Genomic DNA, 17,681 nt, shown 5'->3' with positions numbered 1-17,681 from the left:
TTTCATCGATTATGCGGCGGTAAATGCCGATAAAGGGCGATTATTTTTAAAATTGTGTTGCAGTTTAACGATTTGTTATTATATTGCGCCACGAAATTTACACCTACTAAAGTATGAAAGTAAACAAAATTATGGCTATCAGACTGTTACTGGCTTCAGTAATAGTGTTTGGTTTTGCATCTTGCAGTAAGAGTTCGAGCTCTAAAAATACCTCGAGCGCTACCGGATGGAAGATCAACGACAAAAAAGGCGGCTTCCAGTACAACTCGAAGTTCAAGAAGCAGGCGACTGCTCCTGGCCTTGTAATGGTTGAAGGCGGAACGTTTACCATGGGTAAGGTTCAGGATGACATCATGCACGACTGGAACAACTCCCCAAACCAGCAACACGTGCAGTCTTTCTACATGGACGAAACTGAGGTTACAAACCTTATGTACATGGAATACCTTGACTGGCTGAAACGCGTTTTCCCACCGGATCAGGAAAATTACCAACACATTTACGAAGGCGCTTGTCCTGATACATTGGTTTGGAGAAACCGTTTGGGTTACAATGAAACCATGACGAACAACTACCTGCGTCACCCGGCGTATGCGAACTACCCGGTAGTTGGTGTGAACTGGATCCAGGCTGTTGAATTCAGCAAATGGAGAACCGACCGTGTGAATGAGAAGACTCTCGAAGATCAGAAATACATCAAGAAAGATGCTAAATTGGCAGCTACTCCTGATGGAATGTTCTCTACCGAGACATATTTGAACGCCCCGACGAAGACTTACGGTGGTAACGAAGAAGTTGTCCTTAAAAGAGGCGCGAACGGTCGCTCGAAGCCACAAGGAACGAAAGGTGCCGACGGAACTGTCGGAGAACCTAAAAACGTTTACGCACAAAGAAGTTCAGGTCTTATCCTTCCTGAATATCGCCTTCCGACCGAAGCTGAGTGGGAATATGCCGCTGCTGCCGACGTAGGTCAACGCGAATACAACATCTACAAAGGTCAAAAGAAATATCCTTGGTCTGGAAGCTACACACGTTCTGGCAAACGTCAGGTGCGTGGTGATCAATTGGCTAACTTCAAGCAAGGTAAAGGTGACTACGGTGGAATCGCAGGTTGGTCTGATGACGGTGCCGATATCACGAACGTCGTGAAATCATATCCGCCAAACGACTTCGGTCTTTACGATATGGCTGGTAACGTAGCAGAATGGGTTGCCGACGTCTATCGTCCAATCGTTGACGATGAAGCGAGTGACTTCAACTACTATCGTGGTAACGTCTATACCAAGAACAAAATCGGTGAGGACGGAAAAGTTGAAATCGTAACGGCTGAAACGATCACATACGATACATTGCCAAACGGTAAAATCGTTGCGAGAAACTTCCCTGGAGAAATTGCCCGCGTACCTGTTGACGAAAAAGAAACATACCTCAGAGTCAACTTCAGCAAGAGCGACAACCGTAACTATCGCGATGGAGACAAGCAATCGACTCGTTACTTCGAATTCGGTTCTGAAGACGGAGCGGCTGCGAAAGATCCGAACGCTAAGGAGAACAGCAACCAGATGTACGATTCTCCTCAACACAACGTTTCTGTTGACAGTTTAGGTGTTATGAATCGCGCGTATGACCAGTCAAACAAGAGAACTACTTTGATCAACGACGACGTTCGTGTGTACAAAGGAGGTTCTTGGAGAGACCGTGCTTACTGGCTCGATCCGGCTCAAAGAAGATATTTCCCACAAGACATGGCAACTGATTATATCGGTTTCCGTTGTGCGATGTCGAGGGTCGGTCCTAAATCAGACAAAAAGAAAAGAGCAAGAAATTAATTCTTGAAACAATACTTCAAAAGCCCTAATTTTAGGGCTTTTGTTATTTATACCAATATGGATACCGCTTACATTCACGGCCTTTTTCTAAAGTGTTCCTCTATTTCCATCGACACGCGCAAAATCACCGAGAACTCGATGTTCGTCGCGATCAAGGGCGATCGTTTCGATGCCAACACGTTCGCTGCCGAAGCGTTGCAAAAAGGCGCGTCATACGTATTGATCGACAATGCCGACTTCTATATCGATGACCGAACGATCGTCGTCGAAGACAGTTTGGTCGCACTGCAGCAATTGTCGGCGTTTCACAGGCGCTATCTCGGTTTGCCGATCATCGCGCTCACGGGAAGCAATGGGAAGACGACAACGAAAGAGTTGATCAATGTCGTGCTGTCGGCGAAATTCAAGACGGTGGCGACCATCGGAAACCTGAACAACCACATCGGCGTTCCGTTGACGTTGCTCTCATTTTCAAAAAGCACTGAGATCGGAATCGTGGAAATGGGAGCGAACCATCAAAAGGAAATTGAATTCCTGTGTGAGATTGCGCAGCCAGACTTCGGATATATTACGAATTTCGGGAAAGCGCATCTCGAAGGTTTCGGAGGCGTCGAAGGCGTGATCAAAGGAAAGAGTGAATTGTATGCCTATCTTCAAAGTGCCGGCAAAATGGCGTTCGTAAACCTTGACGATGCGATACAATCAGGCAAAACCGAACAGTTGCAACGATATACGTTCGCGGTTGCAAATCCCGCCGATGTCATCATCGATTCCGTAGTTGCGAATCCGTTCGTACAAACGGCTTTTCTCGACGTTGAAATCTCGTCACATCTCATCGGATTGTACAATGCGAACAACATAAACGCGGCGACGTGCATCGGAACGTATTTCAGGATTTCGCCAAGCGAGATCAAATCGGCGATCGAAGGTTACGTGCCCGAGAACAATCGTTCGCAAATGCTCCAGAAAGGCGGGAACCAGATTATCCTCGACGCGTATAACGCGAACCCGAGCAGCATGTCGGCCGCGACGGTGAACTTCCTGCAACTCGACAAGCCGAATAAGGTGATGATTCTGGGCGACATGTTCGAGTTGGGCGATGAAAGCCTCGCCGAACATAAAAACTTGATCGCCACGCTCGAGAACGAGTCGGATACGCAGACGCATTTTATCGGTAAGGATTTTTTCTCAAATAAAGTCGACAATCCGAATCTGTCTTTTCATGAAGACTTCGACGCGTTCCTGAATTCGGGCGAACTCGAAAAGTTGAACGGAAAAACGTTACTTATAAAAGGTTCGCGTGGCATGGCGCTCGAGCGCATACTCGACCACTTGTGATCAAATCCGCATCAGGAATCCGGTAAGGTTTTCTTTCTTGGTCAAATTGAGTTTTTTGCGCAACCTGTAACGTGCGAGTTCGACGCCTCCGTTCGAAATGTTCATGATTTCGGCGATTTCTTTGGTCGACATGTTCATGAGCAGATAGGTCGATAAATCGAGTTCTCTGGGCGTGATATCCGGGTGTTTGTCCTTGAGTCGTTTCAAGAAGTCGAAGTGGACGTTCCGAATGTGTTTCTCGAGGTCGTGCCAGCTTTTGTCGGCGTTCACTTCCTTGATGATGCTTTTGTTGAGCTTCGTAAGCTGGAATTTCGCGGCTTCGTCCATGCTTTCCACGTCGATTTCCTTCATCTTGTAGATGATGCCGTTCAGAATCTTGTTCTTCTTGGCGACCTGAAGCGAATTGTTCACGAGTTCCTTGTCCTTCGAAAGGATTTTGATTTTGAGTTTATCGTTTTGCAGACGCTCGATCTCTTTTTCAAGCTCGTATTGTTCCTGACGAATTTTCGCTTCCTTTTCGAGATAAATTTTCCTCTGTTCGACCGTTTCGAAGTATTTGTTTCGACGGATTTGTAATCGGACGCGACGTCGCACGTAAAAAATCGCGAGGACCAAGCAACCGAAATAGCAAATGTACGCGAGCCAATGTCGGTACCACGGCGGAGAAACGCTGAATTCAAACGAATTCGGATCCGATTGCACGCCATACGAATTTCGGACTTTCACCAACATCGTGTAATCGCCTTCGTGCAGATTCGTGTATTCCTTTACCGACATATTGGTCCAATGACTCCATTTCTCATCGAATCCTTTGAGCAGATAGGAATATTCAATATTGTCAAGATTTTCATACAGAGGTGACGAGAATACGAATTTGACGTTGTTGTTGCGGTATTTTACGACAATGTCATCGATTCGATTTCCGATATTGGCGACTTGTAAAGTGTCTCCCGCAAATGAAAAACTCCTGATATATGCTTTCGGCTTCGATTCGAGATTTCTGATCAGCGCCGAATCATAATGTGCGATTCCATTGGTCAGCCCGATGAGGATGTCATTTTGGTCGACCGAATTTATAGAGACGTAATCGTTTACCAAATAGCCGGTGATATTTGAGAGTCCTGAAACGACGTTTTCGTAATTCCCGTCGGGATTCTTGCGTAACGTTCCAATGGACTCATTGAATACGTACCAGAGATTGCCGAGTTTGTCCTGGTGGATCGCGCGAACGACGGGAAGATTTTTAAAAATTGCGGTAAATCGTTTTTCAGGCAGGAAACCGTCTATTTCTCCCGCGTAGTTGTAGAATTTATTGCCTGACTGGAAGTATATTTTTCCTTCGAGGCGTTGCATGCTGCCGATTCCTGCCGAATTTTTCGCGAGGCTCTCGTACATTTTAACCGAGCTGAATTTTTTGAGATCGCTGCTTAGTTTCAGTCGGTAAAGCGAATTGTCTTTTTTGAGCCAGACCGTATTTCCGTCGACCTCAAATGTGCTCGCCGACTTGTTCGTGCCATCGACATAATTGACGAATTCCCAAGTTGCGCCTGTTTTTTTGAATATCGTAAAACCTTTGTAGTTGCATCCGATGTAATAGTCTTTAAAATCGGGGATTTTTTTAATTCCCCAATAGCCGTTCGGATCGAGATTCTTGACGACTTTATTCCCTGAGATAAGCAGCAATCCCCGGTTGTGTCCGCAAATCAGCTGACCGTCCACGACTTGGATATTCCACGTTTGGCCCGTCGTTCCCTCTATGAGCTCAAATGAATTCTCGCGGAATGGCTTGTTCCATTTGTGATAGAATAATCCTTGGTTCGTCGCGACATATAAATTGCCGTCAAAAACCGTCGACGCATACACGGTACTCAATTCGTAACTGGACCCGAAGTAAGTGAAAGGGGAATTTTCATTGATGAATGCGATACCGTTGTCGAGCCCGAGCCACAGATTATTTTTGTTGTCGACGAACGAGGAAAGGACGGTATTGTTTTGCAATCCTTTTTTGCGATCTATGTGTTGGATGATTTTCCCGTTTTTATCGCATATGATCATGCCGTCGAGCACCGAATTCAATACGATGAAATTCTCACGGATAAGTTCGCCCCCGAGACAGCTGTTTTTCTTGACGAACTGGTCGGCCTCGGTAAGCCAAGGAGTAAGAATGTTTTTTTCGTAAATGAAAAGCCCTTTGTCTAAAGTCGCGATGAGCAACCTGGTTTTGGAGATCGCGACAATTCCCCAAACCTCGGTATTGCTCAACGTCGAGGTATTGGGCAAAGCCCGGAGTTTTCCGTTTTTGTACTCAAACAGGCCTAAAACCACATCCTGATAAATTATCGAATCGCCCATGTCAAACGAAAATTGAAACCGATTGGGCGCTTCGATCTGAATTAGCGATTTACCATTGAATACGTAATTCTTCTCAAACGATTGAAAAATGATTTCGTTTTTATAGGAATGGATTTTCCAGATCAGATCTATTTGCTGCCTGTTGCTTTCGCTGACAAGCAGGGCGAGCGAGGTATATTGAAGTTTTCCTTTCTTGTCGGCTTTGAAATATCCGAATTCGTTGTAGCCTCCAACGAATATTTTTTCATTCGAGATTTTTAGACTCCTGATCGCCGTGTTGCTCGGAAGCCGATATGTGTGCCACGAAGATCCGTCAAAACTTAACAAACCATCGTTATTCGCGAAATACATCGTGCCGTTTTTATCCTGATCGATACGCCAATTTTGCGTTCCGGCGCGATAATCGGTGCGACTGAAGTTATTTATCTCAGGAACGCCGGTATTTTTGATTTGCGAATAGCTGTTAAAATTGCTTAAAATTGAAATAACAGCGAAGATTTTAAGAATAGACCGGATATCGGTAATTCTCAATAAAGTGGTGATTTTGAAAAGATTATTCACTACAACGTTGTAATTATAAGTGTGGTTAATTGTAAGGTTTGTATAGTTGAATTAACATTTATATAACAAGGTAAATATATAAATAGAATTTTGATTTACAAAGGTTTATAAAATAATTGATGTGTTTTTGTAAAGCTTAAATTTCTTTTTTGATGTGTTTTTGTAGGGATTTTGATTATGAAGTGTGAAAAAAATGATATAATATTGTGGCAAATCAATAATTAACTAACCAAAAAAATCAGAAAAATGAAATTAAAAAAACTATTATTTTTTTGTATTTCGTCCTTTCTGTTAACGATTGCCGGGTATGCCCAAGACATTAACGTGTCCGGTAAAGTTACAGATGACACAGGGTTGCCGGTTCCGGGCGCTACTGTTACAGTTAAAGGAACAAAAACCGCGTCAATGACTGACATTGATGGTAATTATCAGATCAGCGCGCCCTCAGACGGCACGTTGGTTTTCACATTTATAGGCTTTGCCGACCTGGAAATGGCGGTAAATGGTCAGGCGACGGTCAATGCGAAGATCTTGCCGTCTGCCGAAAGCCTTGAGGAAGTTGTCGTCGTAGGTTACGGTACGCAAAAGAAAAGCGTGGTAACCGGCGCGATTTCGCAGGTAAAGGGCAAAGATCTCGAAGGTCAGCCAGTTACGCGTATTGAACAGACGCTTCAGGGTCGTACTTCGGGTGTTTATGTGGCGGCAAATGCGGGACAGCCGGGTTCTTCGGCCACAGTTCGTATCCGTGGAGTCGGCACTTTGAATAACAACGACCCGCTTTACGTTGTGGATGGAATTCTCGTGGAGCAGAGCGCTGTACAATTCATCAACCAATTTGACATCGAATCGGTAGAGGTTTTGAAGGATGCATCGGCTTCGGTTTATGGAACTAGAGCAGGAAACGGTGTAATTTTGATTACGACTAAAAAAGGGAAATCGGGTAAGATAACTGTTAGCTATAACGGTTTCTCAGGTTTCTCAGAAGAATCTCGTAGAGTTGGTCTTTTGAACGCCACACAATATGCTACTTTGATTAACGAGCGTGAGGTAAATGATGGTAATGCGATTGTTTACGCCGATCCGGCTTCACTTGGTCGCGGCACAGACTGGCAAGATGTAATCTTCCAAAATGCTTTCCGCGAATCTCACGATGTAAGCATCAGCGGAGGTTCTGAAAATTCGAAATTCTATAGTTCATTCAGCTTGGTAGACCAAGAAGGTGTGGTTCTCCCAAGCATTTCACGTTACAATCGTAAGACGTTCCGTTTGAACTCAGATCATAAGATCGGTAAATACGTTGTTGTTGGCCAAACGGCTACATACACGCGCGAGAAAAATCTTGGAGTAGGGAACACGAACAGTGAGTTTGGAGGAGCGCTGTCTTCAGCATTGAACCTTGATCCGATCACACCATTGGTCATAACGGATCCGGATGTGGCAAATTCAGCTCCTTACGGTGGCCCAAGCGGTCAGAACGGTATTTTTACGAATGCACTCGGACAGCCTTATGGAATTTCCAGTCTTGTAACGAATGAAATGTCAAACCCGTTAGCTTACCAGGCATCGAGATTGGGTGGTTACGGTTATGCGGATAACATTGTCGGAACTGCATTTTTGGAAGTACAACCTTTGGCTGGACTTAAGATCAGAAGCACTGTCGTGGGTAAAAAATCTTTTTACGGAAGTGAATCGTTTACGCCGGAATACTATTTCAATAACGGGCCTCCCGGAAATAACGACGTGAACAACATCACGAGAATCACGAACAGCAATTTCTATTGGAGTGTTGAAAATACCGCATCGTACACGAAGCGCTTTTTGGATAAACACAACCTAAATGTACTTTTGGGACAAGGTGCTTATGCACAGGAGGGTGAACGAGGACAGGGTACGACATATAGAAATCTCCCTATCGACAGCTGGCAGGATGCTTCGTTCAACTTTAGTATCCCAGACGCGGATCGCACGACCTACGCTTATCAAGGAGCTGATAAAAAAACATCTTCATTATTCGCACGTTTAACGTATGATTATGATGAGCGTTATCTTTTGCAGGCTTTTATCCGTCGTGACGGATCCACCAAGTTCGGTGCGAACAACAAGTACGGAAACTTCCCATCGATTTCTGCGGGTTGGGTTGCGAGCAAGGAATCATTCTGGCCTGAAAACAATGTAGTGACCCAGCTTAAGTTCAGGGGAAGCTACGGTGTTTCGGGTAATGACCAGATCGGTGATTTTCTTTATGCATCTATTATCAACGGTGGGTATAATTACACGTTTGGAAACGGTAGTAACACGACTATCGTTACAGGAAGTACGATCTCAACACCTCCAAATCCGGATTTGAAGTGGGAAGAAACCACGAAACGCAACGTGGCTGCTGAAATTCAGCTTTTCCGCGACTTAAACCTGACAGTTGATCTTTGGAATAGTAAAACTACAGGAATTCTAACAGTACTTCAAATTCCAGGTTATGTTGGGCTCAGCTCGCCAATTGCCAACTTGGGCGAAGTAGAAAATAAAGGTATCGACTTTGAACTTGGATACCGCAGGAAAATTGGCGAGTTTACCATTGGCCTAAACGGTAACATTTCAATGTTCAAAAATACGATCAATAATATTTCACCTACATTGGACTTCCAATCTGGCGCAGGAGTTCAATCGCTCGTTGGCGAAGTACAGCGTAACGCGGTCGGTCACGGTTTCGGTGAATTCTACGGATTCCGTCATTTGGGCGTTTTCCAGAATCAGGCTGAAATCGATGCATACGTGGGGCAAGACGGTACGCCGATCCAACCAAACGCCGTACCTGGTGATTTCAGATGGAAAGACGTCAATGGAGACGGTGAAATTTCGAACGATGACCGCGAATTCTTAGGGCAGTCGCTTCCTGATTACACTTACGGATTCACGATCAGCCTCGAGTGGAAGAATTTTGATTTCAATATGATGGCACAAGGAGCCGCCGGAAATAAAATTTTCAACGCACTTCGTCGTTTGGAACTTCAGGATGCCAACTGGCAGACAAATGCCTTGAACCGTTGGACAGGAGAAGGAACTTCGAATTCATATCCGCGTTTGACGGCAGATGATCCCAATGGTAACTATTCAAGATCGTCAAACTTCTATCTTGAGAACGGAGATTATTTGAGACTTAAGACAATGCAACTTGGATATTCGCTTCCGACCGACCTGATTGCAAAAGCAGGTATGTCAAGAATGAGAATATATTTGATGGGAGAGAACTTGGTGACATTTACTAAGTACTCAGGATACGATCCGGAAATCGGAGGAGGAAATACGGTTGGTATCGATAGAGGATACTATCCGCAGGCACGTAGCTACATGCTAGGAGTAAATCTACAATTCTAAAAAAAAAATGAAAATGAAAATGTACAAAAGTAAAATTTTATGGGGATTGGCAGGTGCTGCCATGATTGCCGCAAGTTGCGGTGACGACTTCATTTCGGAAACGCCAAAAGGGTCGTTTATCGAAGAAAACTATTACACTAATGAAGAACAGGCTTTTTCTGGTTTGGTTTCGGTGTATGATGTCTTGAGAAAGAACTCAGGCGGATTCGAAAACATGATCACGATGCTCAACGCAGGGTCTGATGACTTTTTTGCAGGTGGCGGTAGCCCGTCCGATGGTGCCGGAATCCATGGTTTCGACAACTTTACGATCAATGATTTGACAGTTCCAAGAAGTTATTTCGGAGATTTCTATGCAGGGATCGCACGTGCGAATATCCTTATCATTAAATTGCCGAACACGCAGATGGACGAGGCGACTAAAGCCCGTTTCACAGCCGAGGCTCGTACGTTGCGTGCTTTCTATTATTTTGAATTGGTGAATCTATTCGGAAATATCCCATTGATCACTGAGCCTGTAAATACTGCCGATGCTTACAATGTTCCGCAGTCTACTCCAGCTGAAGTATACGCGTTCATCGAATCGGAATTGCTAGCTTCGATCGCGGATCTTCCGCCGGTTGTTACAGCTAACATAGAATTGGGTCGTCTTACCCAAGGGGCTGCGAAAGCTATGTTAGGCAAAGCGTATCTGTACCAGGACAAATGGGCCGAAGCGGCTGCGCAATTCGCTGACGTAAACGGAACTCCTGGAGGAACAAGCATGTACGGTTATGCATTGGTTGACGACTTCGCCAGCCTTTGGAGCATCGGTAATAAGTTCAACAGCGAATCTATCCTTGAGGTAGCGCATACTAATTTGAGCAACGCCGGTTGGGGTAACTGGGGTGGCGGTAATGATGAAGGAAACTCTGTCAATCAAATGGTAGGACCTCGTGGTCTTAATTTCGCAGAGGGCCATACAACTCCAACCTATATTTCAGGCTGGTCGTTTAATCCTGTAACTCCGGAACTTAGAAATCTAATGGTAGGAGATCCGCGCTACGCAGCTACAATCTTTGATGCTCCGGCTTTACTTGCCGCCGGTGAGCTTGCTGCGACTACTGCTCTCCCATTGGGTTACGCTCCAGCAGATCAGGATACGGGATATTTCCTTAAAAAGTACATGCCGATAACTTCTGAAACATCTACAGGTGGAGGTAACGCAGAGTTGAACTATCGTCAAAACACATACTATATCCGTTTGGCTGATACGTATTTGATGGAAGCCGAAGCGCTTATCAACTCAGGTGGAAATGCAGCTCGTGCGCAGGCACTTCTCGATGCGGTTCGTGATCGTGTAGGTCTCGGATCTGTTCCTGCCACGCTACAAAATATTGCTAATGAGCGCCGTATCGAACTCGCTGGTGAAGGCCACCGTTTCTTTGACCTTGTGCGCACGGGTAATACTGCTCCGTTGGTACCTTACGGTTTCGTGGCTGGTAAAAACGAGATTTTGCCATTGCCTTTCAACGACATCGCAAACACTTTGTTAGTACAAAACCCTAATTATTAATCTGATAAAAAATTAGATAATGAAAATGAAAATTAATAAAATAGGTGCAGTCGCTCTTGTAATGGCAGGAATGTTTTGGTCGTGCTCGCCTAATGACGACAGCACAGGAAACGGCACCACACCACAAGAACTTGACGCGTCGTTCACAGTCACTCCCGTATCAGCCAACCGATTTACGGTTACTGCCATGAGCAATGCAAATACTATCACACACAAATGGGATAGTGGAACGGGCTCTGTTAAAGGCCAACCGACAAAGGAAATTTTCCTTCCGGATGTCGGGACCTACACGATCACGCACACGGTGACCGGAGTTGGAGGCGTAGCTTACAGCAGTTCACAAACAGTCGAAGTCACGGTTGCGGATCCGGTTGCCGGAAATATTATCCGTGGTGGTAAATTCGAAACTGCTGAAGACATCGCGGAATGGCAAGTTTTCCCGGAGACGATCGCAGGTTCTGCCTGGACATTCGCCAACGGTGAAGCTACGATGACAGGAAGTGTCAACTGGAATCACCAACACTTGTATCAAGCGATCCAGGTTGAAGCAGGTAAGACGTACAAGTTCGATATGAAGGTCAAAGGTCTTGGCAACACTATGGAAACGTACATGGAGTGGTATGCAGGATACAATCCGCCTGTTAGCAACGATTACAACGAAGGTGGACAAATTCTTGCCCTGAACACTTGGGCCGGATGCGCCATTGGGCCATTCGAAGGTCAGCTTTCAGTTGTCGGGTGCGGAGGCGATACGTCTCTCGGACTCAAAACGTTCCCTACAAGCGGAACAGTTTACGTAGTACTTCGCTCAGCGAGTGGACAGGCGTCAAACACACCATTTTCAGTTACAATCGATAACGTAGAAGTACGTCGTATCGACTAAAATTTTGTTTGGGTTAGTTTTAAATAGCCTGTATTCATTGCGATTACAGGCTATTTTTTAAAAAGTACATTCCAATTTCTTTCGGTATTGCCATCGCAAGCCACAATCGGGGAACTCTCTCCGGAACCAAATTTATTATCAATATGAAGAAACCTATCACCATACTGATGTTGTCAGTAGTGTATTCCATTGCCTTTTCTCAACAGAGCCAGCCAAAAAGCGCAACCGTCTACACGACTGCCGAAAACACAAAATTACGCCTTTCAAAAACCGACGATGTAACGTTCGTACCATCGAAACAACCACTTGAAACTGAAATCTGCGTATTCGTGGAACCTAAAAAGACATTCCAATCGATGATGGGAATCGGCGGTGCGATCACCGACGCCAGTGCCGAAGTTTTCGCCCGACTTTCTCCACAGAAACAAAAAGAATTCATCGACGCTTATTACAGTACTGAAAACGGGATCGGATATTCTCTTATCAGAACGACGATCCACAGTTCCGACTTTTCAAGCGGAAGTTATACCTACATCAAAGAAGGTGACAAAGACTTAAAGACATTCAGTATCGATCACGACAGGAAATATCGCTTGCCGTTGCTTAAAAAGGCATTGGCGACAGCCGGAAAAATCCCGTTGTACGTAAGCCCGTGGAGTCCGCCGGCTTTTATGAAAGACAGTAAAAACATGCTTAAAGGAGGGAAATTGCTTTCTGAATTCATGCAACCGTGGGCGAATTACTACGTGAAATACATTCAGGCGCTTGAAAAAGAAGGCGTCCCGGTTTGGGGATTGAGCGTACAAAACGAACCGATGGCCACGCAAACCTGGGAATCGTGTATTTACACGGCTGAAGACGAGCGCGACTTCCTCAAAAATTACCTCGGGCCGACGATCAAAAAAGAATTGGGCGACAAGAAGATCATCGTTTGGGATCACAATCGTGACTTGATGAACTACAGGGCGAACATCATTTTCGGCGACCCCGAAGCTTCAAAATACGCATGGGGAATGGGATTCCACTGGTATGAAACATGGACAGGCGGCGCTCCGATGTTCGAGAACGTCCAAAAAGTCCACGAAGCCTATCCTGACAAGAACCTCATTTTCACTGAAGGCTGCGTAGAAAAATTCGATGCATCGAGATACCAATTCTGGGCGAACGGCGAACGTTACGGCCAATCGATGATCCACGACTTCAACAATGGAACGGTAGCCTGGACCGACTGGAACATCCTTCTCGACGAAAAAGGCGGGCCGAACCACGTAGGCAATTTCTGCTTTTCACCTATCCATGCCGACAGCAAGACAGGCGAAGTCATCTACACGCCATCGTATTACTACATCGGGCATTTCTCGAAATTCATCCGACCTGAAGCGAAACGCGTGAGCACCGTCGTAAGCCGCAGCCAAATGTTGAGCACGTCATACATCAACAAAGACGGGAAAATCGCGACGGTCGTAATGAACCAAAGCGACAAGGAAGTCACGTACAACCTGATCGTCGAATCGTCGAAAACCACGATCAAGATTCCCGCGCACGCTATACAGACGGTCGTGTACTAACGCTTGAAAACCTCAAAAAAACAACACAACAAGACATCAATGAGAAAACTCTTTAACCTGTTGTTGCTATCGCTTTCAGTAACGGCTTTCGGCCAATACATGCATCGCGACGGGCAAAACATCATCGATCACAACGGCCAGCCCATACTACTGCGAGGACTTGGGCTTGGCGGTTGGATGGTCCAGGAAGGTTATATGTTGCAGACCGACGCTTTTGCCGGGCCGCAACATAAGATCCGCGAAAAAATCACGCAGCTCGTCGGGGCTACGAATACCGAAACATTCTATCAGGCATATCGCGACAACGGCATCACCAAACGCGACATCGACTCGCTCAAAGCCTGGGGATTCAATTCGATCCGATTGCCGATGCATTACAACCTTTACACCTTGCCGATCGAGCAGGAGCCGAACCAAACCACGAACACCTGGCTCGACGAAGGTTTCAACCGAACCGACGAACTCTTGCAATGGTGTACCGACAATCAAATGTACCTGATCCTCGACATGCACGCCACGCCCGGAGGCCAAGGGAAAGACGCGAACATCTCTGATTACGACGCGACGAAACCATCACTTTGGGAAAGCGAGGCCAACAGGACCAAACTCATCGCACTCTGGAGGAAACTCGCCGACCGTTACAAAAACAACCCATGGATCGGCGGTTACGATTTGATCAACGAACCGAACTGGGCGTTTTCGGGAACCAACCAAAACGGTTGCGACGAGAATTCGAACGGGCCGCTTCGTTCGCTCTACATCCAGATCACGAACGCGATCCGCGAGGTCGATATCAATCACATGATCATCATCGAAGGCAACTGTTGGGGCAACAACTACAACGGAATCCTTTCGGCGACCAATCAGCCATGGGACACGAACATGGCGCTGAGTTTCCATAAATATTGGAACTACAACACCCAAGGTTCGATCCAGGGAATTTTAAATTTACGTTCGACGTACAACTTGCCGATTTGGCTCGGAGAAAGCGGCGAAAATTCGAACGTCTGGTTCAAGGATGCGATTGCGTTGTGCGAATCGAACAACATCGGATGGGCATGGTGGCCGATGAAAAAAATCGACAACATCGCAGGCCCGGCGTCGGTAACAAAAACCGCCGACTACCAAACCTTGCTCAATTACTGGCAGAACGGAGGAACGCAACCCACGCAGACGTTCGCATTCAACGCGCTCATGCTGATTGCCGAAAACTACAAAATGCAGAACGTGACGCTTCGTTACGACGTGATGGACGCGATGTTCCGACAGGTTCAAACTGCCGACACCAAGACATACAAAAACCATCCGCTGCCCGGAAAAGTCTTCGCGACCGAATTCGATATGGGCCGAAACGGAGTCGCATATTACGACAAGAACGTCGCGAACTACCGCACTGACACTGGAACTTTCGAAGCCTGGAACAACGGTTGGGCGATGCGCAACGACGGCGTCGATATCCAGGGATGTTCCGACGCGGTCAGCAACGGTTTCCAGGTCGGATGGATCGAACCCAGCGAATGGCTTTCGTATTCGTTGACCGCTCCGTCGCTCATGGCCTACGACATCGACATCCGATATAGCGGAACAGGAGGAAAGCTCTATTTCGAGGACGCTGACGGGAAAATTTCCGAAACCATCACACTTCCAAGCACCGGAAACCTCACGACCTTCCAAACCGCAACCGTCACCGATGTCTTGCTGAACGCTGGCGTAAACCACGTGAAAATCTATTTCGAAACCGCGGGCTACAACCTGAACTGGTTCGAACTCAAAAATCCACACGCTTCATCATCGGCGGCTTTTAAGGTGATTGACGCGGCAACATCTGTTTTGGGCGACAAGGTAAACGTGGTCTTCAACAAGCAACTGCAAACCGGAATTGACTTCGCATCGAGCGCGTTCACGCTAAAAGTAAACGGAACGAACATTGCCGCGACGATCAGTTATTCATCGGCCGACAACAGCACTTTGGTCCTGGTTCCCGCAACGGCTATCAATCCGTCCGATGTCGTCACATTGACCTACGCCGGAACGAACGTCATCGCAACCGACGCGACGGTTCAACCCACATTCACGAGTATGCCCGTCACGAACCGCACGGGAAATATCCTCGGGATTTCGGGCACGATCCAGGCGGAGAACTTTTACGTGAACAACGGTCTCCAACTTGAAACCACGTCCGACACAGGCGGCGGCCAAAACATCGGCTACACCGATGCTGGCGATTCACTCGATTATTTAGTAAATGTGCAAGCCACGGGCGATTACACGATCGAATACCGTGTTTCAGGCGAAAGCCAAACCGGAGCCGTGAGCCTGCAATTGATAAACGAAACGACCGAAACCATTTCGAGCGTGAGCCTGCCTCCATCGGGTGGCTGGCAAACCTGGCAAACCGTAACGGCCCAGGGAACTTTGCCTGCAGGTCGTTACATTCTGCGCGTCAATATCCTGAGCGGCGGATTCAACATGAATTACATCCGGTTCACGTATGCGATTCCCGATTCCGATGGCGATAACGTAGCCGACGGCACCGACCTTTGCGCCAACACGCCCGCCAACGACGTCGTCGATTTTACTGGCTGCACGATCTTCAGCCTTCCCGCGAACAATTTCACGGTTATGGGAACGGGCGAAACCTGTCGCAACTCGAGCAACGGAAGCGTGACCATCAACGCGTCGGCCAATCACGATTACGTCGCGACGATTTCAGGAAACGGCACAAACCAGACATCTGCGTTCACGACATCTGCGACACTAGCGAATTTGCAATCGGGAACGTACCAAGTTTGCATCACATTGCCGGAAGCGCCCGCGTATTCACAGTGTTTCGAAGTCACGATCCAACAACCTGAAGACTTGGCGGTATTCTCGCGCGCGACCAACGACGACTATAAATTGAAGCTGAACCTCGAAGGCAGCGACCAATATCGCATCGAGCTTAACGGCGTCCAATATTTGACTGACCAGAATGCGATTTCATTCGACTTGGTTGCGGGCAAAAACGATCTTGTCGTCAAAACCGACAAAGAATGTCAAGGCATTTACCGCGAAACCATCGTCATGGACGACACGATCACGGTTTATCCGAATCCCGTACACCAAGACATGATCTACGTCGCGCTTCCGAACGCGAAGAGCGAACTCGTTTCCCTCGAAGTGTTTTCGCTTTTGGGAAAGAAAGTGATTTCTGAAACCGGAATGTCACAGGAACGCACCGTTGCGCTCAACACTTCCTCGTTGGCGTCAGGTACATACGCGCTCAAAATCGTTTCAGAAACCGGAACCTACAACACTAAATTCATCAAACAATGAAAGCACGATATTTGACGATCGCACTCGCGGCACTTGCGATATCCTGCGGTGACAGCGACAACGGCGGCGGCTCGGGAAATCCGGGTGAAGCGGCGCTCATCGCCCCGATAAACAATTCCGAATGTATCACGGGAACGAGCGTCTCGACTACGCAAAGCAAGGTCACGTTCGAATGGAATCCCGCTGAAAACGCCGACACCTATTTCGTCTACGTAAAGAACCTGCTCACCCAAAGCGCCGTCCAGCAATTCAATGCAGGCGATGCCGTAACGCTTGAAGTCACGCTACAGAAAGGCGTTCCGTATTCATGGTACGTTTCGGCCAAAAACGAAGGCGGCGGTTCGATGAACAGCGCGACCTGGAAATTCTATAACGCAGGCGAAGGCGTGACCAATTACGCGCCATTCCCCGCCGAGGCGACTTTTCCGGGCATGAGCGCCACGGTAACCGGACCGAGCATCACCTTGCAATGGGAAGCCAGCGATATCGACAACGACATCGCGAGCTACAAAATCTACATGGATACCAACGCCAATCCGACTACGCTCAAGGCGACGGTCTCCGCACCTGAACTCGCGGGCGTGGCCGTGACCGGAAACACGACGTTCTATTGGAAAATCGTCACGACCGACGCGGCCGGAAATTCCTCGACATCTCCGGTGTTCCAGTTCAAGACCAATTAATTTGTTAGTTAGATATATTTGTGAAGAACTCCCGTAATTGGGAGTTTTTTTATGGCGCGCCGGCGGCAACAGCATTTTCGATAAGTGGTAAAATTCGTAGCCGCCGTCAGGCTCTGCGCTTCCATCTGTCTTAAAAAATCGGCTGTCGCTGCGGTTTTTTCGGCTTCCTTCGGTCGCCCAAAAAACCGCGCGCCGTCACGATTTTTTCGCAACAGGATGTCCGCT

Annotated in this window: 9 protein-coding genes; 8 read left to right on the top strand and 1 reads right to left on the bottom strand. The window is 47.0% G+C overall.

From position 1 onward, the window contains the following. Positions 1-113: 113 nt before the first annotated feature. Positions 114-1,829: a gliding motility lipoprotein GldJ gene (gene gldJ, locus EOO50_RS13555; RefSeq protein WP_290840814.1), complete on the top strand. Its 1,716-nt coding sequence runs from the start codon at positions 114-116 to the stop codon at positions 1,827-1,829. Positions 1,830-1,886: 57 nt separating this feature from the next. Beyond that, positions 1,887-3,167 carry a UDP-N-acetylmuramoyl-tripeptide--D-alanyl-D-alanine ligase gene (gene murF, locus EOO50_RS13550; RefSeq protein WP_290840813.1) on the top strand — a complete coding sequence of 427 codons (1,281 nt, stop codon included), beginning with the start codon at positions 1,887-1,889 and terminating at the stop codon, positions 3,165-3,167. On the opposite strand, the gene EOO50_RS13545 is transcribed toward murF, so the two are convergent. Then, on the bottom strand, positions 3,168-6,050 hold the full coding sequence (locus tag EOO50_RS13545; protein WP_290840812.1) for a triple tyrosine motif-containing protein: 2,883 nt from the start codon (positions 6,048-6,050) through the stop codon (positions 3,168-3,170). A gap of 276 nt (positions 6,051-6,326) precedes the next feature. Between EOO50_RS13545 and EOO50_RS13540 the strand changes: the two genes are divergently transcribed. The 6 genes from EOO50_RS13540 (at position 6,327) to EOO50_RS13515 (ending at position 17,456) form a co-directional block, all read left to right on the top strand. Continuing rightward, complete coding sequence (locus tag EOO50_RS13540; RefSeq protein ID WP_290840811.1) at positions 6,327-9,452, top strand: TonB-dependent receptor; 3,126 nt, start codon at positions 6,327-6,329, stop codon at positions 9,450-9,452. Positions 9,453-9,465: 13 nt separating this feature from the next. Beyond that, complete coding sequence (locus EOO50_RS13535; protein WP_363331761.1) at positions 9,466-11,007, top strand: RagB/SusD family nutrient uptake outer membrane protein; 1,542 nt, start codon at positions 9,466-9,468, stop codon at positions 11,005-11,007. A gap of 19 nt (positions 11,008-11,026) precedes the next feature. Next, positions 11,027-11,890, top strand: a complete 864-nt coding sequence (locus EOO50_RS13530; protein ID WP_290840809.1) for a hypothetical protein — start codon at positions 11,027-11,029, stop codon at positions 11,888-11,890. 143 nt (positions 11,891-12,033) lie between these two features. Then, entirely contained in the window at positions 12,034-13,458 is a 1,425-nt protein-coding gene (locus EOO50_RS13525) for a glycoside hydrolase family 30 protein (RefSeq protein WP_290840808.1), read from the top strand. Positions 13,459-13,497: 39 nt separating this feature from the next. Further along, positions 13,498-16,773 (top strand): carbohydrate-binding protein, encoded by a 3,276-nt coding sequence (locus EOO50_RS13520; RefSeq protein WP_290840807.1) that lies wholly within the window; start codon positions 13,498-13,500, stop codon positions 16,771-16,773. Then, positions 16,770-17,456 carry a hypothetical protein gene (locus EOO50_RS13515; RefSeq protein ID WP_290840806.1) on the top strand — a complete coding sequence of 229 codons (687 nt, stop codon included), beginning with the start codon at positions 16,770-16,772 and terminating at the stop codon, positions 17,454-17,456. Before EOO50_RS13520 ends, EOO50_RS13515 begins: the two co-directional genes overlap by 4 nt. Positions 17,457-17,681: the final 225 nt, after the last annotated feature.

The organism is Flavobacterium sp. (genome assembly GCF_004211145.1).
GTDB lineage: Bacteria > Bacteroidota > Bacteroidia > Flavobacteriales > Flavobacteriaceae > Flavobacterium.
The sequence above is the reverse complement of the archived record's forward strand: the minus strand, read 5'-3'. Positions and strand labels throughout refer to the sequence as shown.

Excerpts from the sequence above, each read along its gene's own strand:
- gldJ (WP_290840814.1), top strand. The coding sequence starts at position 114 with ATGAAAGTAAACAAAATTATGGCTATCAGACTGTTACTGGCTTCAGTA.
- murF (WP_290840813.1), top strand. The coding sequence starts at position 1,887 with ATGGATACCGCTTACATTCACGGCCTTTTTCTAAAGTGTTCCTCTATT.
- EOO50_RS13540 (WP_290840811.1), top strand. The coding sequence starts at position 6,327 with ATGAAATTAAAAAAACTATTATTTTTTTGTATTTCGTCCTTTCTGTTA.
- EOO50_RS13535 (WP_363331761.1), top strand. The coding sequence starts at position 9,466 with ATGAAAATGTACAAAAGTAAAATTTTATGGGGATTGGCAGGTGCTGCC.
- EOO50_RS13530 (WP_290840809.1), top strand. The coding sequence starts at position 11,027 with ATGAAAATGAAAATTAATAAAATAGGTGCAGTCGCTCTTGTAATGGCA.
- EOO50_RS13525 (WP_290840808.1), top strand. The coding sequence starts at position 12,034 with ATGAAGAAACCTATCACCATACTGATGTTGTCAGTAGTGTATTCCATT.
- EOO50_RS13520 (WP_290840807.1), top strand. The coding sequence starts at position 13,498 with ATGAGAAAACTCTTTAACCTGTTGTTGCTATCGCTTTCAGTAACGGCT.
- EOO50_RS13515 (WP_290840806.1), top strand. The coding sequence starts at position 16,770 with ATGAAAGCACGATATTTGACGATCGCACTCGCGGCACTTGCGATATCC.